Raw genomic sequence first — 26,175 nt, forward strand, 5'->3', positions numbered from 1 at the left:
AAGCCGCCCTCTCTCATCTTCATGACGAGAAGGCGGCTCTTTCATGTGATCGCGCAGCGATCCTTGTTTCTTTTGCCTAACGTACCAACAGATCCGTCACGATCGAGATGTGCTCGTTCATCCAGCTCAATAGCGGCGTCGGCACAATGCCTAACACCAGCGTTAGTGCCGCACAGATCCAAATGACGATGCCCGTCGTGACCGGAACCGGGATCGGCGTGTCGTCGCCGAGGCTCCGCATGAACATTTGCCTCGCAATCGCGAAGTAGAAGTAGTACGAGATGACGCTGCTGGCGACCATGACGGCCAGAATCCAGTACGCCCCGCTCTGCGCAGCCCCGAGCAGAATGAACAGCTTCCCGAAGAAGCCGCCCGTCACCGGCAGACCTGCGAGCGAGAGCAAGAAGATCAGCATTGCAATCGCGGTCCATGGCGCCCGGTGATACATGCCGGCGAAGCCGCCGAGCAGCTCCTCGCCGCGCGACCGCTCGACGAGCGAAACGACCGCGAATGCCCCGATGTTCATTAACATGTAGGCGATCAGGTAAAAGCCGAATTCGCCTGTATTCGAAGCATGCATATCCTGCAGCGACAGCCCGATCGGGATAAGCAAGTAGCCGGCGTTCGCAACGCCTGACAGGGCGAGCAGCCGCTTCATATTGCGCTGCACCAGCGCCGCCGTCGTCCCGACGATCATCGCCGCGGCGGCCAGTACAAGCAGCAGGAGGAAGATATCATCGGCGATCGGCCATCCCGGCGCAGAGGCGAAGAACCCGATGCTGAAGACGAGACGGAACATCGCGGCAAGCGAGGCCCCTTTGGCCACGACCGCCAGGAATGCGGTGATCGGCGTCGGCGCGCCTTGATACACGTCCGGTGCCCAGGCATGGAACGGAGCAGCCGCTATTTTGACGCCGAAGCCCCCCAGCAGGAGGAACAATCCGGCATAGAGCAGCTCGGGCGCCGCAATCGCCTGCTGCGATTGGAACGCTTGCGCGATCGCCCCGAAATTCGTCGCTCCCGTCAAGCCGTACAAGTAGGACATGCCGAACAGAATGAACGCGGAGGCGATACCGCCGGTCACGACGTACTTAAACGCCGCTTCCGCCGACTTGACCTCCCGCTTCCGTAAGCCCACCAGCACATACGTCGTCACGCTCAGCAGCTCCAGCCCCACGTACAGCGTAATGAGGTCGCCCGCAGAGGCCATCATCATCGCGCCGACGACCGCCGGCAGCAGCAGATAGTAGAATTCGCCGCGGTTCGGCACCTCCTCCTGCTTCACCGTCCCCAGGCTCATCAATACGATCAGCGCGGCCGCGGCCAGGAACACCAGCTTCAGCATGCTTGCAAAGTCATCGATCCGATAGCTGTCCGCGAGCAAACGAATGACGTCTGCCACAGGTTCGCCCTCCCCGCTCCCCGCCTGATCCCTGTCGATCAGGCGCCAGAGCACGGCACCCATGGAAGCGACGAGACCCGTTAAGGTCAGGTAACCGATAACCGCACGGCTTGTGCTGCGCGCAAGGAACAGATCGAGAACGGCGAGCAGGATGAAAAAGGCCAACAGAATCCATTCCGGCGCGAAGTATGCCGCATCCGCCCACGATAGCGGGGCCAACTCGTTCGATACGGTATCCGGACTCATGAATCGCCACCTCCTGACAGCTGCCCGAGCAGGAAATCGAAACTATGCTTGAGCGGCGAAGTAAGGACCGCCGGATAGACGCCGATCAGCACGATGAGCGCCAGCAGCACGATCATCGGCACCGCTTCGACTAGCCGCGCATCGCGGAAGGTCGTGAATCGCTCCTGGACCTGGCCGAACGTGATCGCCAGAACGCTTCGCAGCATATAGGCAGCCGAGAGGATAATCCCCAGGACGGCAACGGCGGTAAGCGCCGGCTGCGTATCGTACAGTCCGAGCAGAGCCAGCAGCTCGCCGACGAAGCCCGACAATCCCGGCAGTCCGATCGAGGCAAGACCCGCAGCGAGCAAAATTCCGCTCATGAACGGCATGCTCCGTGCAAAGCCGCCGAGCTCCTGCAGGTCGGTCGTCCCTGCCCGCTCCTGCAGGCTGCCGACGACGAGGAACAACAGCGCCGAGATCAAGCCGTGCGAGACAAGCTGAATGACCGCGCCGTTAAGGCCGATTCCGTTCAGCGACGCCAGCCCGAGCAACACGATCCCCATATGGCTGATCGAGGAGTAGGCCAGGACGAGCTTGAAATCTTTTTGCACAAAAGCGAGTATCGCTCCGTACAGCAGGTTGATCACGCCGAGCAGCGCGAGCACGAACGAGAACGATTCGACCTGCGCGGGGAATAGGAAGATCCCGAACCGCAGCAAGCCGTAAGCCCCCATCTTCAGCAGCACGCCGGAATGCACCATGACGATCGAAGGCGGAGCTTCCACGTGCACCTTCAGCATCCACGTATGAAACGGGAAGACCGGCAGCTTAATGCCGAAGGCCGCCAAGAGCAGCAGGAACACGGTCCATCGCATCGACTCGGACATGTAGAACGGCGTACCGCCCTGCACCGCATCCGGCACAAGATTGACGTAGGCATTCGGATCGGCAAAATTACGCAGCAGCACGTCGTAACTCCCGCTGTAGGATAGTTGGACCGCCTGCTGCCCGGTCTGTTCGACCTGAAAGCCGGCCGTGACGACCAAGAGCAGGAAGGCGACCAGCATGATCGCGGAGCCTAAGCCGTTGTAGATCAGGAAACGGCTCGCCGCTTTTTCGCGGCCGAAGAACCCCCAGATGCCGATCAAGAAGAACATCGGAATAAGCGTCAATTCGAAGAACATAAAGAACAAGATCAAATCCCGCGCCAGGAACACGCCGAGCATGCCTACCTCGAGCACGAGAAACCATAGATAGAACGATTTGCGGCGCTTCTTGATATGGACGGAAGCGAGCGCGGCCATCGAGGCCACCACCGTGGTCAGCAGCAAGAGCGGCAGCGACAGCCCGTCGACGCCCAGCTGATACTGCAGCTTGAACGTATACGAGGCCACATCCCCGAGGAACTCCTTATTGAGTGATGCATTCACCCAGGTAGCCAGCTCCGCGTACTTGGTCCCGCCGGTTCCGGCATCGTAAGCCGCGTAGAGCCATAACGTAAGCCCCAGCGGAATTAACGTGGCACCGAACGCGATCCACTTGGCGTAATGCGCGTAAGACTTCGGCAGCAGCGCGACCGCCAGCAGACCCAGCAGCGGAGAGAACACAATCATCGACAGAATCGGAATATCCGCGATCATGACCACAGCCTCCTTCCGACGATGACGATAAGCAGCAACACGAGGCCGAGCAGCGTAATGACGCCATACGTCTGCACTTGGCCGTTCTGGAGACGGGTGCCGCCCCGGCCCAATAACACGGCCGTGCTGCCGACGAGACGCACGGCGCCAGCGATGACGATCTTATCGATCGCCATGAGCAGCAGGCCGAGCAGCTGCAAGCCGCGTACCACCACGATTTTGTAGAGCCCATCCAGATAAAAGCTCTTCTCGAGCAAACGGATGAGCCATGGCAACCGGGCCGACACGGTATCCTTGGCAATCGTGCCTTTGGCGAACACGAGCCAGCTTACATAGATTCCGAGGGCGCCTACTGCGGCGGAGACGACCATGACGAGCCCTCCGCCGGTATGGAATGCGCCTTCGCCGCCGGACAGCCATTTCCCCAGATTGTTGTTCCATGGCGTCTCAATTCCCCCTGCAAGCACGGCGGGAATGGCGAGAATGATCAGCGGGACCGTCATGACCCACGGCTGTTCCTGCGCGTTCACCGCGGCTTCGCTCCTCGGCTTGCCCCAGAAGACCAGGAAGAACAACCGCGCCATATAGAAGGCCGTCAAGAACGCAGCCGCGAGGCCGACGACGAACAAAGCCGTGTTCTCCTGCAGCGCCGTATGCAAGATCGCATCTTTCGACCAGAAGCCGGATAACGGCGGTATGCCCGATATCGCCAGCACGCCAACGCCGAAGACGACGGCCGTCACTCTCATCCGGGACCGCAAACCTCCCATCTCCTGCACGTTCTGGACATGCAGCGCATGAATGACGTTGCCCGCAGCCAGGAAGAGCATCGCCTTGAAGAACGCATGCGTCATCAGGTGGAAAATCCCGCCGGTTAACGAGCCCAGCCCTAGTCCCAGCATCATATAGCCGAGCTGACTGACCGTCGAGTAAGCGAGAATCCGCTTGATGTCATTCTGTACCGTCGCAATCGTCGCCGCGAAGATCGCCGTGAAGGCGCCGATATAAGCGACCGTATCCATCGCCGCCTGCGAAGCCTCGAAGATATCGAACGTACGGGCGACCAAGTAGACGCCTGCGGCGACCATTGTTGCGGCATGGATCAGCGCACTGACGGGTGTAGGTCCTTCCATCGCGTCCGGCAGCCAGACATGCAGCGGGAACTGGCCGGATTTGCCGACCGCCCCGAGAAAAATAAGCAGCGCGATCAGCGTGGTCATCCCAGCCGCAATGGCGCCGGGCTGCCCTTCGAATACGTTCTGGATGCTCGCGAAATCGAGCGCGTGATTCGGCATCTGCCAGTAGAGCAGCACGATGCCCAAGAACAGTCCGGCATCGCCGATCCGCGTCACGATGAACGCCTTTTTCGCCGCGGCCCTCGCTTCCGGCCTCGTGAACCAGAAGCCGATCAACAGGAACGAACAAACGCCGACCAGCTCCCAGAAGATATAGAGCGCCAGCAGATTATCCGCGAGCACCAGGCCGAGCATAGAGAAAGTAAATAACGAAAGATAGCTGTAAAAGACCGTAATGCGTTCATCATTCTTCATGTAGCCCATCGAATATACATGCACCAAGAACCCTACCAGCGTCACGATGACCAGCATCAGCGTGGATAGATTCGTCACCTCGTACCCGATCGTCACTTGCATCTGTCCGACATCCAGCCACGTGAAGCCATCCCGGTAATCCTCGGCTTCCGCGCCGATCCGTTCGAATAGGATAAGCAGCGCGAGCAGGAACGAGGCGAGCGAGCCGAGCGTCCCGATCACGATCCCCGGCCCCCGGAAACCGCGGCCGAACGCAGTGAGGAGGACGAAGGCGGCGAGCGGAAATAGCGGCACGAGCCATGCGTATTGGGTAAAAATCGTATTCATGCCCTACCTCCTCATCTCGTCGTAGTCGTCCACGTTCACGGACCCCCGCGCCCGGAACAGCGCGATCAGCACCGCGATGCCGACCGCCGCCTCGGCTGCTCCCACCGTAATGGAGAACAGCGAGAAAATTTGGCCTTTAAGCGAAGGGGCGAGGCCGTACTTCGAGAAGGCGACCAAATTCAAATTCGCGGCATTGAGCATCAGCTCGATCGACAGCAGGACGATCACCGCATTGCGTTTGGTTAACGCGCCGTACAGTCCGATACAGAATAAAATGGCGGCCATGGTCAGATAAGATGCCAACATGTTAGTCCGCCTCCTTCTTGGCCAACACGATAGCCCCGATAAAAGCGACCGTCAGCAGCACCGAGACCAGCTCGAACGGCACGACATAGCCCGTGAACAGCAGCTTGCCGATAGCAAGCGTATTGTCTTCGGCGGGTGCATAGGCGGTCACCTGCGAGAAATCCGCCTGGCGAATCGCATAGAACAGCAGGCCGAACAGCGCGAGCGCTCCGACCGCTGCCAGGCCTTCATGCCACGCGCGCGGGAATTCCGCTCCCTCGCCCTGATGGTTGGTCATCATGATGCCGAAGATCATCAGGATCGTGACCGCGCCGGCATAGATCAGCACCTGGACGAAGGCGAGGAATTCGGCTTGCAGCAGCACGAACATCCCCGCCATGCCGATGAAGGCCGCCAGCAGCGACAGCACCATATGCACCACCTGCGTCAGACTCAGCATCATCACCGCTCCGGTAATGATCATGACCGCGAAGACGAAGAAAGCGATGAACTCCCCTGTCAGCTCCACATTCCACATGCCTACTTCGCGCCCCCTTTGCCACCTTGAGGCGCTCCAATATTATTGTTGTCCTCGCGTACTTTCGTATTGTTGTTATGCAGCCACTCGCGGTCCTTGAACAGATCGTCCCTGCTATAAGCCGCCAACTCAAAATGATTCGTCATCACGATCGCTTCCGTCGGACATACCTCCGTACACAGATCGCACAGGATACAGATTTCGAAGTTAATATCGAACGTGTCGATCACTTTGCCCTTCTTCTCCGGGTCGGGATTCAGCTTGCCGGTCAGCGTAATGCAATCGGTCGGGCAGATGCGCGCGCACTGGTTGCAGACGATGCACAGTTCCGGGATAAAATGCTGAATCCCCCGGAATCGGTCCGGCATGACAATCGGCTCGTCAGGGTAGGAAGTGGTAACCTTTTTCTCGGTCATCGCTTTGAACGTGACGCCAAGTCCTTTGAAGAGACCTTTCATTCCTTCACCCTCCTGGAATCCATAATCGCCTCATGAAGCTGCTGCTTGCCTGCGCGCGTTCTCCGTTGGTTGCCAATGCCTGCCATTTGTGTTGACGCGCCATGGCCTATTATTTCCTGCGCAATAATAACACAAGAAGTCGTCATTTCACGAACAGCTCCAGATAGACGGCCGTAATGAACACATTCGCCAGCGACAGCGGCAGCAGCACCTTCCACCCGAGCCCCATCAGCTGGTCCACCCGGATCCTCGGCATCGTCGCTCGAAGCCAGATCAGGAAGAAGACGACCGATGCGAATTTCAGCAGGAACCAGATGATTCCCGGCACAAAATCCAGGAAGGCCAGCGGCGCTTGCCAGCCGCCGAGGAACAACACCGTCGTGAGAGCCGCAATCGCGTACACATACACGTATTCCGTTAACATGAAGAAGGCGAAGCGGAAGCCGCTATACTCGACATGGTAGCCCGCGACCAGCTCCGATTCCGCTTCCGGCAGATCGAACGGCGTCCGGTTGAGTTCGGATACCGCGGCGATGATGAAGACGACGAAGCCGATGATCTGCGGCAAGAAGTTCCACTGCCAGAACCAATCCCCTTGCTGCTCGCCGATCGAGCGCAAGTTCATCGTGCCCGATACCATAATGACCCCGACGACCGAGATGACGAGCGGCACTTCGTAACTGATCATCTGCGCCGCGGAGCGCATCCCCCCGAGCAGCGCGTATTTATTATTCGAGGCCCAACCCCCGAGTACGATCGCAATCGTGGTAATCCCTGACAATGCAACATAATACAACAAACCGACGTTAATGTCTGCAAAATATAGATTTTGCGTATACGGAATTACCGCCAATACCCCGAAAGCCGGGACGTACGCGAGCGCCGGGGCGAGAATGAATAATACCCGATCCGCTTTGCGCGGAATCGTATCCTCTTTGATGAGTAGCTTCAGAATATCGGCTACCGTTTGTAGCAAGCCTAGCGGACCGACCCGATTCGGGCCGATGCGGTGCTGCATCCAGCCAATGACTTTGCGCTCGAAGTAGATCGCGTAGGTGACGAAGCCGAGCACCAGGATGAGCAGCACGACGCCCCACAGCGTGAAGATGAGCGCGTTGCCCCACGACAAGCTCTCGTTCAACCGATCGCCCATCAGCAATCGACCTCCCCGACGACGATATCGATTCCGCCCAGGATCGTAATAAGGTTCGTCATCGTCTCGCCGACCAACAGCTTCGGCAGAATCTGCAGATTCACGAACGACGGACGGCGGAACTTGAGCCGGTACGGCTCCTGCTTGCCCTTCGAAACGATATGGCAGCCGATCTCCCCGCGCGGCGACTCGATGCTGACGTATACTTCACCAGCCGGCGGCCGGATGACGCGCGGCACTTTGCCCATCGTCTCGCCGCCCGAAGGGAATTGCTGGAGGGCTTGGGTAAGGATCCGTAACGACTGTCGGATCTCCTCCAGCCGGATGAGATAACGGTCGTAGCAGTCGCCATTGGTGCCGAGTGGAATATCGAAGTCGAAGCGGTCGTACAGGCTGTACGGCTTCGCTCTGCGAATATCCCAATCGACGCCGGTACAGCGCAGATTCGCGCCGGAGAGCCCGTAATCGATCGCCGTCTTCGCGTCATAGGCCCCGACGCCGCGAATGCGCGCCAGGAAGATTTCGTTGCCGCTGACGAGCTTGTCGTACTCGATCAGCTTCTTTTCCATATAAGGAATGAAGTCGCGCACCTTATCCAACCACGCGTCCGACGCATCCCATTTGACCCCGCCGACACGCATGTAATTGTAGGTCAGCCGCGCGCCGCACAGCTCGTTGAACAGGTTCACGATCGTCTCCCGGTCGCGGAAAGCATACAGGAACGGACTCATCGCCCCGATATCCAGCAGGTAGGTGCCCCACCAGACGAGATGGCTCGCAATCCGCTGCAGCTCCATGACCACCAGGCGGAGATATTCCGCACGCTCCGGCACCGCAAGCTCCATCATCGTCTCCACCGCATGGACGAGCACATAGTTGTTCGTCATCGCCGAGACGTAATCCATCCGGTCCGTATACGGGATAATCTGGGTGTAGCTCAAATCCTCGGCAAGCTTCTCCGTCCCCCGGTGCAAATAGCCCATGACCGGCGTCGCCTCGATAATCACCTCGCCATCGAGCTTCACGATGATGCGGAACACGCCATGCGTGCTCGGATGCTGGGGGCCTACGTTAAGCAGCAGCTCTTCTGTACGAATCACGGCTTGTCACACCTCCGAGTCCAATGACACATAGTCTTTGCGCAGTGGATGGCCGACCCAATCGTCCGGCATCATAATCCGCCTGAGATCCGGATGGCCCGGGAACGCAACGCCCAAGAGATCATAGATTTCGCGCTCGTTCCAATTGGCCGTCGCCCAGATCGGCGTTACCGAAGGGACGGATGGCTGTTCGCGGTTGGTTTTTACTTTAATGGTTGCTTCGCGCTTCGTCACCAGCGAGACGAGATGGTAGACGACCTCCAGGTGAGTCTCATAGTCGACGCCGGATACATTGCGTAAGTAGTCAAAAGTGCCGCCATCGGTGGATCGGAGTGTTTGCGCGGCGGCCAACCACTGCTCCGGCCTCACCGTCAGCATCGGCATATGTCCGTTCAGCTCATTAATGGAAGCTTCCTCTACGGCCGAATCGCCGACCTGCGTACGCAAGTGGACCAGCAGCTCATCCAGCTCCGGCTGCTTCGGCGAAGGCGCTTTCGGTTCTGCCGGCGTCTCGCCTGCTGAGGCCGATGTGCCGCCGGGAGTTCCGCCTTCGGCTGCAGCCTTCGCAGCTGCTCGCGCGGCTCTTGCTTCTGCCGCGGCTTTCAGCTTTGCCTCGCGTTCAGGGTCGACTGGGGCGGCGGTGGCATCCGGCGCGGACGGCTGGCCGCCTTCGGCTGCGGCCTTTGCCGCTGCTCGCGCGGCTCTCGCTTCTGCCGCGGCCTTCAGCTTTGCTTCGCGTTCGGGGTCGACTGGCGCGGCTGATGGCTTCGTCTCGTGTGCAGCTGAACTTTCATTTTTCTCAACGACCTCAGGGTCCTTGGGGGCTTCCGGAGGCGAATCCGCTGTATGCGCCTCTGTTTCCTGCTTCGCTTCCGTTCCTGCCTGCTCAGACGGGCGCTCCTTCTCCTCGCTCATCGGCTTGTCACCCGCTTCCCCGTCTTGGCCTCGTAGCGGATCTTCTCCTGCAGCTTGTTGATGCCATAGATGAGCGCGGCAGGATTCGGCGGACAGCCTGGTATGTAGACATCCACGGGCACGATCTGGTCCACGCCTTTCATGACCGCGTAGGACTTCACATAAGGCCCGCCAGCCGTGGCGCATGAGCCCATCGCAATGACCCATTTGGGCTCCGGCATCTGGTCATAGAGGCGGCGTAGCAGCGGCCCCATCTTCTTCGTTACCGTCCCCGCAACGATCATCACATCGGACTGCCTCGGCGACGTGCGGAACATGACGCCGAAACGGTCCAGGTCGTAGTGCGAGGCGCCGGTTCCCATCATCTCGATGGCGCAACAGGCCAGACCAAAGGTCAGCGGCCATAACGAATTGCTGCGCGCCCACGCTTTCAGCTGCTCTAGCGTGCCGACGAATACATTCCGTTCAAGCTCCCGCCGTTCCTCCGGCGTAATCGACTCTAGATCGAATCCCATTTGAGCACCTTCTTCCTCCAGGCATACAGAAGGCCGATCAGCAGCAGCGCCACGAAGATCGCCATCTCGACAAGCACGAATAGGCCGAGCTGCTTGTAAGCAACGGCCCATGGATATAGGAAAACGGTTTCGACATCAAACACGACAAACATGAGCGCATACACGTAGTAGCGCACATTAAACCGAACATGCCCTTCGCCAACCGGCTCATTCCCGCTCTCATACGTCGTCTTCTTCTCATCCGTCGGCTTATGCGGCCTCAGCAACCGGCCCGCAGTCAACGCAACAACAGGAAGCAGAATCCCAAGCAGAATGAAGATTGCGACAATTACATAATTGTTGACGTAACTCTCCATCGACAATCGCCTCCCGTGTCGATCAATTCATTGTATGGACCATGATCCAACAGAAGATACTTGCACACGGTGATTCCGATTACTTATAAGGGTAAATTTACCTCCACATTATAGCAAAGGCTTACAGTTGCGTCTATGATGCGCTTAGGCGCATAGCTGGAGTGTAACCCCAAACTTATCTAGAGACCTACATGCAGAAGAAAGTCGGGGTTAAAAGTGTATGCGCAAAACGAATGCGTTATCACCTTTCAATCTACCCAACTATCTTTTGTTGTTTTTTGGGAATTCATACAATGCACAAAAAGCCTTCTGGGGCATAAAGCCCCTGAAGGCTGAAATGGTATGAACTAATTTGCCATACTATCTAGAATTGCTTTACCCTCGCCAATGGATTGTGCATATTCTGCCCTATACTCAGCCAGAATTGCGGTACTGTAACCATTAGCAGTCAGCTTCGATTCGGTGTCCGTCATTATGGATTCGAATTTGGACTCGCAGGCAGCAAATTTCGTCTGCCCTTGTTGGATATACTTCTCTTTATCAGCCGCCGTTGTTGCACCGAGATAATTGAATGCGATCGCTGTCAAATCCGCTTCACATGCGCTCTGCAGCGTCTTCAATTGACGCTCAGCTGAAGACGTAATGGACTCATAGGTAGGTTTAGTCGATACAGTACCGCCGCCTCCTACAACTCCACCAGTACCTTCTTCTGTTGTTTCCCCTGTTTGAGTATCGCCCTCGGTTCCCTCCGAAGCTTTCGTCGTAGCACTAATCTGTCCCTTAACCGGATCCCAAAGCACTACTTTCCCGACAGATTCCGACACAAAACGAAGTGGTACATAGATAGTTCCATTCAACATATAGCTGGATTGACCCTTTGCAAGCGCCTTGGTAGTTCCGTCAAAAGTAAACTTCGCTGCAATTGGCGAAACCGCAATCGCGTTGCCGCCTTTAGCCGATTTTGCTCCAGTCTGTCCTGTTGCATTCAGCAAATATTCCTTTAGCGCAACAGTTTCGCTCTTCGACGGTTCCGCTACCGCAACCGTCGTTGTCTTCGAATCCCACTTCACGCTTTTTTGCAGTGCATACGATACAAACCGCAAAGGCACGTATGTGCTGTTGTTGACCGTGAAGATGTATTGTCCTTCAGGCAGTACTAGTGTTTTGCCGTCGAAGACGAGTTGAATGGAGGAGGATTTGACTTTTACATTAGTGGATGGAGCAGCTGCTACAATGGAATTGATTGTAAGAACGAGAGCTAAAAGCACCAACGAAAGCAATGCTGTTTTTGTGCGTTTCCTAGTAATCACTGTCTTTCACCTCTTTGTTATAAATGAACTCCTTATAGTAACACGTGATAGGTTATAAACCAAATCTATCCTAAATTATTACCTATCCTATAATTATAGGAATATCTTTTCCTTCCCCTAACTTACTGCTTTTCAACCTTCACGCGTTTCAGCACATGGAGATAGCATCACGCGTGGCTTAGCGTGAATAGACTCTTATTTAACCTTATAATAGTTCACATACCAATCGGTAAATCCCTGTAATCCATCCTCTATAGACGTCTCCGGTTTAAAACCGACTGCTTCCTGCAAACGATCGGTCGATGCGTACGTCGCAGGTACATCGCCTGGTTTAATAGGCTCAAACACTTTCTCGAACTGTACTTCTCTGCCTAAAGAGCGGCTTAAACAATTCTCTAGAGTCCCAATAAAACTCATTAACTTCTCGGGTCTGTTATTCCCAATGTTGAAGATCCTGTGAGACACTTTATTTTCTTCTTTTGAAGGATTGTTAAGAAGCCGTACAATCCCTTCAACAATATCGTCGATATACGTAAAGTCACGATAGAGATCATTATTAAAGTCGCCGTTGTTAAAAATCTTGATCGGCTGCCCTGCAAAATACTTATCCACAAATCCAAAGTACGCCATATCTGGCCGTCCCATCGGACCATAGACGGTGAAGAAACGCAGACCTGTGGCTGGAATTCGATAAAGATGGCTATAGGTATGGGCCATTAGTTCATTGGACTTCTTCGTTGATGCATATAAGGATACCGGATTATCTACAGAGTCGGTTTCCTCGAATGGCACCTTTTTGTTCGCTCCATATACCGAACTAGAGGATGCATATATCAAATGATCTACAGGATAGTTTCTGCAAGATTCTAATATATTGTAGAATCCAATAATGTTGCTTTGCATATACACATCAGGATTATCAATCGAATACCGTACGCCTGCTTGAGCTGCCAGATTCACGACGACATTAGGCTTGTGGGCTTCAAAGATGCTATTCAACATCTCTTTATCGGATATATCCCCTTTAATAAACGTGAAGTTATCATGAAACTCCAATTGCTTCAATCGGGTGTATTTGAGATTAACGTCATAGTAATCATTAACAATATCGACACCCACCACGTTACAGCCCTGTTCTAGTAGTCTCTTAGATAAGAAATATCCAATGAAGCCTGCTGCCCCGGTGATAAGATAGACTTTACTTGTATCTAGATGACTGTGATCCAAGCTCATTCGACTCCTTTAAGCACTTTTCGATCCGTAACTTTTCTTCCAATGGAGTGGTACTCAACTCCCGCTTCTTGCATATCCTCGACACGGTAAATATTCCGGCCATCGAATACTAACGGAGTTCGCATGAATCTTTTATACGCTTCGGGAGCCACCGCTTTTATTTCTCTCCATTCCGTAAAAATAAAGCAAACATTTGCCCCCTCTAACGCCTGCTCTACGTTAGCAACATACGTCATACTGCCTTTTCCATGTTTCCCTGCGGGATAATGTGCTGCAAAATTATTAGCCCCAACTGGATCGTAGGCATACAGATCGGCACCTTGTTCTAATAGTAAAGGAATATTCTCAAGAGAGGCAGCTTCCCGCAAATCATCCGTTCCAGGTTTGAATGTTAGCCCTAAAACCGCTACTTTGAGACCATTAAACGTAATAAGCCGCTTACTGGCTTTTTTATACAAGCTCAGCTTTTGATCTTTGTTGACATCTATAGCGGCTTTAACTGTCTTTAACTCGTAACCATGCTGCCTAGCGATATATTCAAGCGCTTTGGTATCCTTCGGGAAACAGGAGCCGCCAAAGCCAATCCCTGCATTCAGAAATTTTTTTCCGATGCGGTCGTCATAACTCATCCCTTTGGCAACATCCTGGATATCTGCACCGACAAGCTCGCAAAGATTTGCAATATCGTTCATATAAGAAATCTTCAAGGCCAGAAAATCATTCGAAGCGTACTTAATCATTTCCGCTGACCTTCTATTGACCGAAACAACAGGTAAATGAAAGGGTTCATAAACCGCCATCAGCCGTTCCTCGGCCCATTTGCTCTCTGTCCCGATAATGATTCGTTCTGCGTGCAGCGTGTCATTTACAGCTGACCCTTGAGCCAAAAATTCAGGATTCGATGCTACCTCTACTTTTACATCATGAACCAAAAAGTCCTGAATGAATTGCTCAACCTTATCGTTCGTTCCAACAGGTACAGTCGATTTAACCACAACAAGACAGTCATTTTCAACAGATTCGGCAATCTGTCTTGCAACCGTAGCGATATAAGATAAGTTGGCTGATCCATCCGGTTGTTCTGGGGTACCAACACCGATAAATATGACATCGGCATCTTTATAAGCAGCCTTGTAATCGGTGGTGTAGTCGATTCTTCCGGTAGCATAATTTTTTCGCATTAACTCCTCAAGCCCAGCTTCATAAATCGGAGAAATGCCGTTTCTCATAGTTTTCACTTTGTTTTCATCAATATCTACACACGTCACCTGGTGACCGACTTCTGCAAAACATACACCGGCGACTAAGCCGACATAGCCTGTGCCCGCAACTGCTAACTTGTGCATGATATCCACACAACCTTCCTATACAAAGCCTTTATCTATTCACAAACTCTTTCTCTACCGCAGTCAAAGCAGCCGCAATGACTTGATGCATATCGTAATACTTATACGTGGCCAATCTTCCGCCAAAGATGATATTGCCTTGTTTATCGGCCAAATCTTTATACAATTTATAGATTTGATCGTTTCTGTCATTATTAATGGGGTAGTATGGCTCATCGCCAGCAGACCACTCAACTGGATACTCTTTCGTAATGACTGTCTTTTGCTGCGTGCCAAACTCAAAATGTTTATGTTCAATGACTCGAGTATAAGGGGTCTCCCTGTCCGTGTAATTAACTACGGCATTCCCTTGATAGTTTTCTTCATCTAAAATTTCGTTTTCGAATCGAAGGCTACGGTATTCCAATTTGCCAAATTTATAGTTAAAGTACTCATCAATCATGCCTGTAAATACGATTTTTTCAGTCTGAGACTCTAACGTCTCGCGATGTTTGAAGAAATCCATATTTAATTTCACGTCCACACCGTCAAGCATTTTATCGATGATTTTATTATAGCCGCCTTCTGGAATACCCTGATATTTATCATTGAAATAATTATTATCGTAATTGAATCGGACGGGCAGGCGTTTAATGATAAAAGCAGGCAGTTCCGTCGCTTTTCTGCCCCACTGTTTTTCCGTGTAACCTTTAATTAATTTTTCATAAATATCTGTTCCTACCAATGAGATGGCTTGCTCTTCCAAGTTACTAGGTCTGCCGATCTTTGCATTTGTTCTCTGCTCATCGATCTTATCCATCGCTTCTTTAGGCGTAACTACACCCCAAAGCTTGTTGAACGTATTCATATTGAATGGAAGGTTGTAAATCTCACCGTTATAATTGGCTATCGGAGCATTCGTGTATCTGTTGAAATCAGCAAATTGGTTGACGTAATCCCAAATTTCTTTACTGCTTGTATGAAAGATATGTGCGCCATATTTGTGTACATTAATTCCTTCAATATTCTCGCAGTAGACATTTCCTCCTGTATGCTTCCGGCGATCAATCACTAATACCTTTTTACCTCTCTTAGTTGCTTCAAAGGCAAAGGTTGCTCCAAACAATCCTGCACCTATAACCAAATAATCGTACTGTTTGTTCATGGCTTACCTCATCCTTGTCATATATTGAGCATCTCTTACGATTTCTTAATGAACCCCAGCTTTGAGACGGATCGATTTACAGTCGGGTATATAAAGCTATCTTTAATTACATATAAAAAGCCAAAGTAGATAACGGCAGATGTAGCGGTCGCCAGAAGCAGCTCAAAAATTTCATTATAATGAAGCAGCTTCAATAAGGAACAATTAATAAATACCAATAATCCGCCAGCTAAATAACTTAATACATTCCTATAATTAATATTTCCTTTAATATACCTATAGGCGAAGATCAGTTGAACTAGGAGAACCGCGAGTTCGGCAGCGAGCGTCCCTATAGCTGCACCATCTTGATTCAACCGTGGAATTAAGAATAAATTAATAAGAAAATTCACTATAGCGCCAACTGTCGTTGAGAGTAACGTAATTTTTTCTTTCCCATGTGCGACGAGAATGGCAATCCCAATTAAGTTACTTAGTGCGATGATGATCAATATCGGACTAATAATTCTTAATGCTGTAACTGATTCTAAATAAGTCGACCCTGCAAACAATATTAATATCGGTTTTGCAAGCAAATATATACCTACAATGGCTGGAATTGAGATCATGGTTACAAAATGAAGAGCTTTTTCAATTAATTCGTCAGCTTCTTTCTGCTTTCCATTTTTAATATTGTAAGCAATTCTTGGGACCAGCACGACCCCCAGCGAAGTTACCAACGGCAATACAACCCTTACCATCTTGTCAGCCACTGTATATAAGCCTACGGAATAGTTACCTGAGATCAGCCCGAGCATGACCTTATTCAGATTCGCGTATATGCTTATCGATAAACTTAAACCGAAGAATGTCAAGATCGGTTTAATGTGTCTTTTCACATCATAATTAGAACTCCGTCTAAAAAGGGGAATTATTCGGTTGGCATAAATCAGGTTGTAAACATATCCCAGCGATACAGCTACTATACTAATACTCCCGTAGATAACATAATCGCTTTCTTGATTTACAAGAACAAACACGAGCACTAGTGAAACGAGTTTAACCATCGTGCTTCTTATCGTTATATAGCGGTAATCTTCTATCGCTTGGAAAAACCATTCAATCCCCAAGCTTGTAGAAATAATACTTATGCTCATAATGATTAACAATGTGCTGTTCGCTTCAAAAACATCTACCCTATACAACATAAATGCGAATATAAGATAGGATAAGCCGATCATGACAGCATTTATAATCAAAATTTCTTGAACGGTTTTGGTCAATTTCTCTTTGTCATCTCTATACCTGGCACATTCGCGTATCGCATAGGTGGGAATGCCTAATTGAGAGAATAAAATAAAATACTGAATGACCGATAATGAAAAATCGACTTGACCAATACCTTCTGCAGATAATACCCTTGCTACGTAAGGAAATGTAATCAGCGGAAATAAAACATTAAGATATTTTAGTAACGTATTATACAGAAAATTCTTTCTTACTGTACTTTGATTTGTCAATCATTCTTTCCCTCATTTGCTAAATAGAGTCTAGAGTTAATGAAGACAGAAACGACCGCTTCCAATCTCAATCTCTTGGGTTTATCATATCTAAAATCGCAGCAAATGTATGCGCTACTTCTTCGGGATGGAATTTCTCATCAAATATAGCGAGGGACTCTCTTCCCATTTCTGCTAGCTCCTCTGCGTTCATACGATAGAGCTTTATTATTGCTTCGCTGGCTTCCTTATAGTCGCCTTCATCAACGCCGAAACCATTCTTACCGTGTACCAGCATATCCTTCATGCCGTTGTTTCGAGTAATAATAATCGGCTTACCTAGTGCCAATGCTTCCGTTATGAACATAGATTGCCCCTCATATCTTGAAAGAAGAACAATCGCCTTCGCTTTATTTATTAAATCCAAGGTCTCTTCATGCTTGGTTTCCTTAATAAAATCAATGTAGTCCGTGACGCCTAATTTAGTTACATATGCGATTAGGTCCTTTCTCATCTCGCCATCGCCTACTAATTTAAGTTTAAAATTAGATGGAATTTGCTTCGTAATCTTGAGATGATAGATCGCTTTCAATAAGTCTTTAAGCCCCTTTTGCACATAACCGTTCCTGGATAATTTTCCGAGAGTGAGTATATAATTTTCACTCTGGTAACCTATATCAGCTCGTTTACTTACTGGCATTGTATTAGGAAGTATGAAGTATTCCTTGTCCGCCCAAATGGTATATACATTGTCCTTATAGAACCACTTTTTCACAAAATCGAGATGATAATTATTGGTTGAAATGATATTGTTCACTTGTTCCATGAAACGAGTATCTAGTTTCTTCTGAATCTTTGATGGCAACCCGCTTGGTTTCTCATGAATCAATACTTCCGTATCTGCTGTCGAATGGATTCTTACCGCTAACTTATGTTTAAATTCCTTATACAATAAATTCTGCAGTATTGTAAAAGTATTCGTTTCGAGCAGTATTAAATCAATCTGATTCTCATAAATATAGCTTTTCAAGAAATTAAACTTCGCATACTTCGAAAATGTTGCGAAAGGTTGTTTTTTGCTATATTTATCTACATAGCGGATTACCTTTGCCGTAGAAATCTCTTCATGATTCTTCAAAGCTACGGTTGTAAAAACATGAACCTCTATATGACTCGAATACTCCTGCACCGCATTGACTAGATTCAAAGTTGCATTTGAAAATCCAGTATTGTTGGGATAGAAATCCGCGGCGATGATGAGGATCTTTCTTGTCTTCATCTCTCTTACTCCCCTTTACCTAACTGTCTCGCTCTCAAGAAAAATAGAAATAGATGCGTGCTCTTCGTCTTCAGGAAGAATGCTACAATCTTTAGAGAGATATGATGGAGTTTCCTTATTTCGATAAGAATCATTTTGTTGGCTTTCAAAAATGCGTCATTTACGAGTTGAAAATTCCTTATCGCATCTTTTCTTTTCTTTGATACACTCTCGTATTTATAATGCTCCAGAACTACCAAATACATGTACATAACATATAGTTTGCCAAGTTCTTTGCCCAGTTTTAGTGAATAATCCAGCTGTTCAACTTCTTTTACCAACTTATCCAGTATAAACATAAAGCCTTGTTGCAGCCGTTCATTCTTACGCCTGGACAAAGTCCCCTCCAGTACGAAGTAATGATACAATGCTTCATTCACGACAGCGATTTTAGGTAAATGCAGCATTAATAAATGATTGAACAACAGATCATTGCCTTTATATTCTTTGGGCAGACAAAACTTAACTCCACTCTTAGTTACAAACTCTTTTCTATATAATTTGTTCCATGAGTCACTCATATAATAGGTCTGCAGTAACTGAGAATATTCATTCTCAATATCTGATTTTGTCATCTGTTTTGTTGATAAATGAGGATTAAACCCGAAAATTTTACTATTGTCCCCTCTATGATGCACAGTAGCACAGACGCAAATATCAGCTGATTCTTCAACGATCTTTGAATATAAAGTCTCTATATAGTGCTCTTCCATATAATCATCAGCATCAATCGTACAAAAAAACGTTCCCGCGGCGATGTCTATCCCGGATTGTCGAGCAGCGCTCAAACCCTCATTCTTTTTATTAATGATTTTCACGCGAGGATCATTAGAATAAGAATTACAAATATTTATTGAGGCATCTGTAGATCCATCATTGACCAATATAATTTCAATCTTTGTAAATGTTTGATTAATAACACTCTTGATGCACTTATCTAAATACTTCTCGGCATTATAAACAGGTACAATTACCGAAACTAGACATTCGCCCATATTTACATCCTTTCACAGCTATCTAACAACTAGGTTGTCGTCCTTCCTGCAAACAATGAATACATAAAATAGAAAGACTAGCGTAACAACCTCATTTATGCTGAACATAATCCCTTTGAAATTGCCAGTAATAAATACAGCAAAAATGAAATAGGCAATGAACTTATTCAACTGTAAAGATTTCAAATCTTCATCATTTCGCTGCAGTTGAATTTGATACAATTTTCGAACGAAGAATAATCCAATTAATACCGAATAAAAGAGTCCGCCTAACCACATATCATTCGTCCACCCGACGTCAGACTGCAAGCTAGAATGGTACTCACTAATATTTGAAACGCCTTCCCCAAACCAAAATCCCGTACCTGTAGGCATCGTATACTTCGTGCTGTCTGTTACATAGGTAAAATAACCTACGTTATCTCCGCGCAAAAAGTATGTGATTTCTTGTCCTCCCTCAACAATCCATTCATAAGTCTGAGGGGCACTTGTTTTAATAATTTGAAACATAACTAAAACCAGAACCGTTGTGATTGCGCCGATAATAAAAAGTCTGTAAAAGCTTTTTATTTTTCTCAACTTCAAGGCTACCAGGAAGATCAAAAGCAGTCCGATTAAAATAATTACAAGCGAACTACGTGCATTAATAACCGCAGAAAACAATAGCAACGGGGTAAATAACAGGTATTTCATACTTTTATTTATAGAAAGATACACTGCAATAACTGCAAACATTCCTTGAGCAATTGGGGTCGAAAAAGTCAGACTGGAAGACCATCCATACATCCTATGCTCGGCTAATTGCAAGAAGATATCCCGAAAACCTAATGAAACCATTCGTTCAATAATCAGAGATTGCACAGGTGGGAAAATAAAAGTAATCAAAGCAATAAGCCCTTGAATATTCCCTACAATCAATAATAACTTCAACATATCGATCAATTGATACTTCTTCTTTAAACAAATATGGGAAATTAAAATACACGCTGGTATCACATCAATAGCCCAAAACAACATTCTTGAGACAATTGAACTGGATGTACTATTAAAGACAGCTATGAACAGTAAATATACCATGAAGAGAGCTATATAATTGAACAGACTAATTACTTTATTGATTTTTAACGTCGTTTGAATGTTTTTATTGTAATGGATAATTCCTATCCAGGATAATACGCCGACAATATGCAGTGTATTAATACCGACAAGAGGAGGGAAATAAATAATTAGAAAACTTAGCAATACTATAACAATGGTGGATATCATTTACCTTCACCTTTTATTGTGATCAAATTCATAATCTTTCTAGCCTGATTAAGACTTCCTTTTTGTAGAAGAATAAATTGTCTTGCTTGCTCTCCGAAATGGTCTAATTCCTGTTGATCCTTTGAAAAAATCTCTTCTATTTTTGTCTTCAAAACATCAATATCAAAGTCATTGAGCGTGAATAAATAGTTATAATATTCATCCGGTATTCCTTCCAGTTTTGTTGTTAGGAAAGGTGTACCTGACACCATGTACTCAAAAGTTTTGGATGGGAACGAATATTTCGTATACCGATCGTTTGGATTTCGTATATTGATTAAGAGACTTGCTTTTTTTTCATATTCAAACACGTCTTCTCTAGGCATAAAGCCGAAGTATTTAATTCTTGGATTCTTGACACTTAGCTCTTCAATGTCTTTCTTCATATCCCCGCTGCCAAACAACCACAGTTGCAAATCTTTATCTTCAATTTTGTCAAATGCATTAATAATATTTTTTATGCCATATTCATAAGATAATGTTCCGGCATACATGAGAGCTTTTTCTTTAGATTTATAAGTTAAATCAAGGTTATTATTATATATCCCTTCCATTACAATAAAAGGCCTGTTATGCGGATTAACAACGTCATTCATCGCCTTTGTAAATAAAATATAATAATCATAACTTTGATCTATTTTTTTCACTACGTTTTTATAGATAGGTAAAATTTTACGTTTCACCCATACCATATCGTTTTGTCGATCCGTCCCTAAAATATCATTGGATAAATCCGTGAAAATATTGACTCTTTTTATGTTGAATAGTTTGGAAACAATCAGTACGCCTAAACTTAATGGCGGATAGTTAAACGGCGTCAGAATATACTTGTCTTTTTCCCCAATATTCATCAACGCCCAGACTAAAGTTAAGTACATGCCTTGAAAAAACATCAATAACTCTTTCGCTAAAGGCAAATTCCATACAAACATATGTGAAACAGAATACTTTAAATTCAACATCGCCTTTTTTACTTTTTTGAATAAAGAACCTTTAGGGTAGTAAGATTCTTGAGGAAGATAATAAATCTTCATATCCACATTGTCGATCTGGGCTATTCCATCTAACAATGCCATTTCAAAATTATACTGAGCAACGTTAAAGGGTAAAAGATTCTTTTCCTTCGAAATCTTATCGAACCACTCTTTTTCGCACGCACTGCCATAATATAAGATTTTCATGTATGCTCCTTTTATCCTTAACCATCACAGCCAATCCCGATTAAGAATTTATTACCGCTGTTACTAACTGATTAATTTCGAAATCCTTATCGTGGGAAGCTTCAACTTTAACATATTTAATATTCCGCTTGACGATATCCTCCATAACAATTGCTAGCGAGTTTGCATCAAAAGGGTTAAAAAAAGTAGCATTGGGGTAATCATCTAATATTTCGCGAGAGAAAGCACAATCGGATGCGGCAATCATCCCTTTAAGTGTTTTCGCCTCTTTTAACGGCAGCCCGTACGTTTCTATATAGGAAGGAAACAGAAGTACGGATTTTGTATATTGATCGTAGACTTCGTCTCTTGTCAAATGGCCAACGAAATCTATAGGCAATTGTAGTTCCTCAACTTCTTTATATAGACTCGCGCAATAATCACTCTCATCTTTATTCAGCGTGAAAATTATCTTGATCTCGTTCAACAAAGCTCGATCTAACAATTTACATGCTTCTACTATGAGTCGATGATTCTTATACATGATTGCGCTTGCTGGATAAAAAAAGGTCGATTGAGCATGATCGCTCGGCTTAAAAACAGATGCGGCATGCATCGATATTTTGGGCGGAATGACATCAAATTTGACTCTGCTCTCCTCTGATTGCTCCATGCACGCCTTTTTCATCCACTTTGTTTGAACAATGACTTTATTCGCATGTTTAATTGATTTGATTATTTTTCTTCCAATGACTTTTTGATAAAGCCAAAAAAGCTTGTTTTCTGAAAAAGAAAACTGATGCTCGATAAATGGCAATGGCTGATGAACATAGACCGTTTGTGGCACATTCGTAAATGGAATGGTTAGATTTTGCAACGAAAAAATTTTATGCGCCTTATTTTTCCGTACCAAATATGGTGCTACAACATAATCGAATAGGCTGCGATGTATCCAGCTTTTTTTAATCCAAGGAAACCGAATAACTTTTACATTTTCGGTTTCCTCAAATTGGGGTTTGCTGAGCACAAATATCCACTTTATATTGCTGTCGCTGTATGAGCAGACTTCCTTATAGAAATCGTTCAATATAGAAAGTGCTCCTCCGTGTTCAGCAGGAACATTAAAAACAATAATATTCAATATCATCTACTCCCGCCAAACCGTCGATTTCACATAATCGGTATACGATACGATAATTCTGAGGACTTTATCCGATACATTAGGCATACTGTAGTCCCCGACGAGTCTTAACATCGTCTCGTGCTGTGTTTCTAATATGGTTAGCCCTTGCAATATCCGATCCTTCTTTAATCCAACCATCATAACACTTGCTTCTTCCATTGCCTCCGGTCTTTCATGGGCTTGTCTAATATTAAGTGCCTTCAGCCCAAGAATGGATGCCTCTTCGCTGATCGTGCCGCTATCGCTGAGAACGGCTTTTGCATGAAGTTGCAGCTTGATATAGTCGTTGAATCCTAAAGGTTTCAACGTTCTAACCAGCGGGTTAAAGGTAATTCCTTTCGCTTCGATCATGTTCCTTGTTCTCGGATGCGTTGAAACGATAACCGGCAGTTTGTAAATTTCAGCTATCGTATTTAGACTATCGACTAAATCAAGAAAATTAGTTTCGGAATTAATATTTTCTTCTCGATGCGCAGATACAACAAAGTAACCATTCTCTTTCAATTCAAGTCTATCGAGCACATCAGATTGTGCGATATCCTCTTTTCTAGAATGAAGCACCTCAAACATAGGGCTTCCGGTTTTTATAATCCGATCTGCCGGCAATCCTTCTCTTAATAAATACTCCCGGGCAATATCGCTGTACGTTAAGTTCATATCTGCAATATGATCGACAATTTTTCGATTGGTTTCTTCCGGTACTCGTTGGTCGAAGCATCTATTGCCGGCTTCCATATGGAAAATTGGAATCCGTCTTCTCTTCGCTGCAATGGCGCATAGACAACTATTTGTATCGCCCAATATTAACAGCGCATCCGGCTTAACGGCGTCTAAAATAGGATCAATATTAATAAGGATATTGCCTATCGTTTCAACTGCACCGCCGGTCGCTGCATTGAGGAAATATTTTGGCTTTCCTAACTTGAAATCTCGAAAGAACACTTCGTTTAGTTCATAATCATAGTTTTGCCCCGTATGAACCAGTGTATGTTCGATTGCCTCGGATTCCTCCAGTTTATTAATTACAGCTGACAATCGAATAATCTCCGGCCTAGTGCCGACTACGGTCATTACTTTTAATTTGGTCACTGCTATACCTCCAAATAATACGTATCTGGCTTCTTCGGGTCAAAATATTCATTAGCCCACATAACGGTAACCAAGTCGGTATCGCCTAAGTTTTCGATGTTGTGGGTATATCCAACGGGTATATCAACTACCTCTAATTTATCCCCGCTCACAAAATATTCAATGACTTGCTCCGAATCGATCTTACGAAACCTGATTACCCCTTTACCGCTTACGACAAGGAATTTTTCATTTTTCGTATGATGCCAATGATTCCCTTTTGTTATACCGGGTTTCGATACATTGATTGAAACCTGTCCCCGATCCGGGGTTTTAATAAACTCTGTAAAGGAGCCGCGCGAATCTACATTCATTTTGAGTTCATAACTAAATTGTGACTCCGGCAGATAGCTTAAATAAGTGCTATATAATTTCTTTGTCAAAGCATCAGACAAAACAGGAATCGAGCGCTCTTCTCGGCTATTCTTAAAGGAATAGATCAGATCGGCAATCTCACCTAGCGTGATCTTATGAATGGTGCTGACTTCGCAATATTCGCCTGCTTGAGTCGGCTTTCCATTTAGCGCTTGAAGAAGCTCTTCGACCACATCATCAATATAGATGAGCGACATCTCAACAGAAGGGTCATTAACGGTAATCGGAAGGCCGTTCGCAATGTTATGACAAAATGTCGCGACAGCACTGTTATAATTCGGTTTACACCACTTCCCAAAGATGTTCGGAAATCTGTATATATGCACGATAGCCCCTGTTTGTTTGCTATAATCGAACAATAAATCTTCAGACGCTCTCTTACTAATACCATATGAAGATTCAAACGCTGCATGTGTGGAAGAAGAAATAACAATCGGGCTTTTATTATTATACTTCTTCATTTTTTCCAGAAGTGTTTCTGTTAAACCATAGTTTACATCCATAAATTCTGCTTGATCCTTGGGACGGTTAACCCCGGCAAGGTGAAAAACGAAGTCTGCCTTTTGGCAATATTCTTCAAGCAATTCTGGTTCGGTCTCCCGATGGTATTCAAAAATATGTTCATACTTGCGGTTTTTCAATTCCGCGATAAGGTTTTGTCCAACAAAACCTTTAGAACCTGTTATCAGAATGTTCATGCTGCTTCCACCCTTTCAATTCTTCCTGAACATAATCGAGCATTAATAATTTATCCTTAATCTCTTCTACCGTTAGCCGCTTCGTATTATGCGAGTTATACTCCATTTCAGAAGACAATTTCTCGTCGCCTTCCGAGAAATATTTATCGTAATTCAAGTCCCTTTTATCCGCTGGAACGCGATAGTAGCCTCCTAAATCTTGTGCTACTACATGTTCTTCTCTGGTAAGTAGCGTTTCATACAGTTTTTCACCATGACGCGTTCCTATAACTTTAACTTCATTATCAGCATCAAACAGTTCTTTCAATGCTTGTGCTAAATCTCCAATAGTTGATGCTGGTGATTTCTGCACCATAATATCTCCGGATTCGGCATTTCCAAAAGCAAATACGACTAACTCGACCGCCTCTTCAAGACTCATAAGAAATCGAGTCATATTCGGATCTGTCACTGTAATCGGCTCGCCTCGTTTAATTTGTTCAATAAACAGAGGAATGACTGAGCCTCGCGATGCCATGACATTACCGTACCGGGTGCCGCAGATCAATGTTCTGTTAGGGTCAACCGTCTTCCCCTTCGCGACGAAGACCTTCTCCATCATTGCCTTCGAGATGCCCATTGCATTAATCGGATAGGCTGCTTTATCCGTCGATAGGCAGATCACTTTTTTTATATCATGTTCAATTGCGCTTGTTAAAACATTATCCGTTCCGATAATGTTGGTTTTGACAGCTTCTAGTGGAAAGAACTCACAAGAAGGAACTTGCTTGAGCGCTGCAGCGTGGAAAATATAATCAACACCATACATGGCATTATTCACGCTGCCCAGATCCCGTACATCACCTAGATAAAACTTAAGTTTATCGTTTTTATATAGCTTCCGCATATCATCTTGTTTTTTCTCATCTCTTGAAAAAATACGAATTTCTTTGATGTCTGTATCAAGAAATCTCTTCATAACAGCATTCCCAAAAGAGCCTGTTCCACCTGTAATCAATAACGTTTTATCTTTAAACATATAGTTACCTCTTTCAA

The 26,175-nt window shown here is 46.9% G+C and carries 24 protein-coding genes; all 24 read right to left on the reverse strand.

Annotation, left to right across the window (positions count from 1 at the left end; genetic code table 11):
- Positions 1-76: 76 nt before the first annotated feature.
- The gene (locus FHS18_RS12750; RefSeq protein ID WP_183600453.1) at positions 77-1,648 is read right to left on the reverse strand and encodes an NADH-quinone oxidoreductase subunit N; all 1,572 of its coding nucleotides are present in this window, start codon (positions 1,646-1,648) and stop codon (positions 77-79) included.
- Positions 1,645-3,270 carry a complex I subunit 4 family protein gene (locus FHS18_RS12755; protein ID WP_183600454.1) on the reverse strand — a complete coding sequence of 542 codons (1,626 nt, stop codon included), beginning with the start codon at positions 3,268-3,270 and terminating at the stop codon, positions 1,645-1,647. The genes FHS18_RS12750 and FHS18_RS12755 overlap by 4 nt, the downstream gene beginning before the upstream one ends.
- A complete protein-coding gene (gene nuoL / locus FHS18_RS12760) occupies positions 3,267-5,147 on the reverse strand; it encodes an NADH-quinone oxidoreductase subunit L (RefSeq protein WP_183600455.1) in 1,881 nt (626 codons plus the stop codon). Before nuoL ends, FHS18_RS12755 begins: the two co-directional genes overlap by 4 nt.
- A gap of 3 nt (positions 5,148-5,150) precedes the next feature.
- Complete coding sequence (nuoK, locus tag FHS18_RS12765; protein WP_183600456.1) at positions 5,151-5,453, reverse strand: NADH-quinone oxidoreductase subunit NuoK; 303 nt, start codon at positions 5,451-5,453, stop codon at positions 5,151-5,153.
- 1 nt (position 5,454) lies between these two features.
- Entirely contained in the window at positions 5,455-5,970 is a 516-nt protein-coding gene (locus FHS18_RS12770; protein ID WP_183600457.1) for an NADH-quinone oxidoreductase subunit J, read from the reverse strand.
- A gap of 2 nt (positions 5,971-5,972) precedes the next feature.
- Complete coding sequence (gene nuoI, locus FHS18_RS12775) at positions 5,973-6,428, reverse strand: NADH-quinone oxidoreductase subunit NuoI (RefSeq protein WP_183600458.1); 456 nt, start codon at positions 6,426-6,428, stop codon at positions 5,973-5,975.
- A 142-nt stretch (positions 6,429-6,570) separates the two neighbouring features.
- Positions 6,571-7,581: an NADH-quinone oxidoreductase subunit NuoH gene (gene nuoH, locus FHS18_RS12780; protein WP_183600459.1), complete on the reverse strand. Its 1,011-nt coding sequence runs from the start codon at positions 7,579-7,581 to the stop codon at positions 6,571-6,573.
- Complete coding sequence (locus tag FHS18_RS12785) at positions 7,581-8,681, reverse strand: NADH-quinone oxidoreductase subunit D (RefSeq protein ID WP_183600460.1); 1,101 nt, start codon at positions 8,679-8,681, stop codon at positions 7,581-7,583. Before FHS18_RS12785 ends, nuoH begins: the two co-directional genes overlap by 1 nt.
- A gap of 6 nt (positions 8,682-8,687) precedes the next feature.
- A complete protein-coding gene (locus FHS18_RS12790; RefSeq protein WP_183600461.1) occupies positions 8,688-9,596 on the reverse strand; it encodes an NADH-quinone oxidoreductase subunit C in 909 nt (302 codons plus the stop codon).
- Positions 9,593-10,111 carry a NuoB/complex I 20 kDa subunit family protein gene (locus FHS18_RS12795; RefSeq protein WP_183600462.1) on the reverse strand — a complete coding sequence of 173 codons (519 nt, stop codon included), beginning with the start codon at positions 10,109-10,111 and terminating at the stop codon, positions 9,593-9,595. Before FHS18_RS12795 ends, FHS18_RS12790 begins: the two co-directional genes overlap by 4 nt.
- Positions 10,096-10,467 carry an NADH-quinone oxidoreductase subunit A gene (locus FHS18_RS12800; RefSeq protein ID WP_183600463.1) on the reverse strand — a complete coding sequence of 124 codons (372 nt, stop codon included), beginning with the start codon at positions 10,465-10,467 and terminating at the stop codon, positions 10,096-10,098. The genes FHS18_RS12795 and FHS18_RS12800 overlap by 16 nt, the downstream gene beginning before the upstream one ends.
- Before the next feature lie 347 nt (positions 10,468-10,814).
- Positions 10,815-11,777: a stalk domain-containing protein gene (locus tag FHS18_RS12805; RefSeq protein WP_183600464.1), complete on the reverse strand. Its 963-nt coding sequence runs from the start codon at positions 11,775-11,777 to the stop codon at positions 10,815-10,817.
- 195 nt (positions 11,778-11,972) lie between these two features.
- Positions 11,973-13,004, reverse strand: a complete 1,032-nt coding sequence (locus FHS18_RS12810; RefSeq protein WP_281378732.1) for an SDR family NAD(P)-dependent oxidoreductase — start codon at positions 13,002-13,004, stop codon at positions 11,973-11,975.
- A gap of 2 nt (positions 13,005-13,006) precedes the next feature.
- Positions 13,007-14,356, reverse strand: coding sequence for a UDP-glucose dehydrogenase family protein (locus FHS18_RS12815; RefSeq protein ID WP_183600466.1), 1,350 nt, complete (start codon positions 14,354-14,356; stop codon positions 13,007-13,009).
- Between the two features lie 31 nt (positions 14,357-14,387).
- Positions 14,388-15,500, reverse strand: coding sequence for a UDP-galactopyranose mutase (gene glf, locus FHS18_RS12820; protein ID WP_183600467.1), 1,113 nt, complete (start codon positions 15,498-15,500; stop codon positions 14,388-14,390).
- A 35-nt stretch (positions 15,501-15,535) separates the two neighbouring features.
- On the reverse strand, positions 15,536-16,999 hold the full coding sequence (locus FHS18_RS12825; protein ID WP_183600468.1) for a flippase: 1,464 nt from the start codon (positions 16,997-16,999) through the stop codon (positions 15,536-15,538).
- Between the two features lie 67 nt (positions 17,000-17,066).
- Complete coding sequence (locus FHS18_RS12830; protein WP_183600469.1) at positions 17,067-18,257, reverse strand: glycosyltransferase family 4 protein; 1,191 nt, start codon at positions 18,255-18,257, stop codon at positions 17,067-17,069.
- Between the two features lie 5 nt (positions 18,258-18,262).
- Positions 18,263-19,291, reverse strand: a complete 1,029-nt coding sequence (locus FHS18_RS12835; protein WP_183600470.1) for a glycosyltransferase family 2 protein — start codon at positions 19,289-19,291, stop codon at positions 18,263-18,265.
- An 18-nt stretch (positions 19,292-19,309) separates the two neighbouring features.
- Positions 19,310-20,557: a hypothetical protein gene (locus FHS18_RS12840; RefSeq protein ID WP_183600471.1), complete on the reverse strand. Its 1,248-nt coding sequence runs from the start codon at positions 20,555-20,557 to the stop codon at positions 19,310-19,312.
- Positions 20,554-21,777: a glycosyltransferase gene (locus FHS18_RS12845; protein WP_183600472.1), complete on the reverse strand. Its 1,224-nt coding sequence runs from the start codon at positions 21,775-21,777 to the stop codon at positions 20,554-20,556. Before FHS18_RS12845 ends, FHS18_RS12840 begins: the two co-directional genes overlap by 4 nt.
- Before the next feature lie 40 nt (positions 21,778-21,817).
- On the reverse strand, positions 21,818-22,897 hold the full coding sequence (locus tag FHS18_RS12850) for a glycosyltransferase (RefSeq protein ID WP_183600473.1): 1,080 nt from the start codon (positions 22,895-22,897) through the stop codon (positions 21,818-21,820).
- Between the two features lie 6 nt (positions 22,898-22,903).
- Entirely contained in the window at positions 22,904-24,028 is a 1,125-nt protein-coding gene (wecB, locus tag FHS18_RS12855; RefSeq protein ID WP_183600474.1) for a non-hydrolyzing UDP-N-acetylglucosamine 2-epimerase, read from the reverse strand.
- A 2-nt stretch (positions 24,029-24,030) separates the two neighbouring features.
- The gene (locus tag FHS18_RS12860) at positions 24,031-25,140 is read right to left on the reverse strand and encodes a capsular polysaccharide biosynthesis protein CapF (protein WP_183600475.1); all 1,110 of its coding nucleotides are present in this window, start codon (positions 25,138-25,140) and stop codon (positions 24,031-24,033) included.
- On the reverse strand, positions 25,115-26,158 hold the full coding sequence (locus FHS18_RS12865; protein WP_183600476.1) for a nucleoside-diphosphate sugar epimerase/dehydratase: 1,044 nt from the start codon (positions 26,156-26,158) through the stop codon (positions 25,115-25,117). Before FHS18_RS12865 ends, FHS18_RS12860 begins: the two co-directional genes overlap by 26 nt.
- Between the last annotated feature and the right edge of the window lie 17 nt (positions 26,159-26,175).

The sequence above is a fragment of the Paenibacillus phyllosphaerae genome (genome assembly GCF_014192105.1).
Classification (GTDB): Bacteria; Bacillota; Bacilli; order Paenibacillales; family Paenibacillaceae; genus Paenibacillus_Z; species Paenibacillus_Z phyllosphaerae.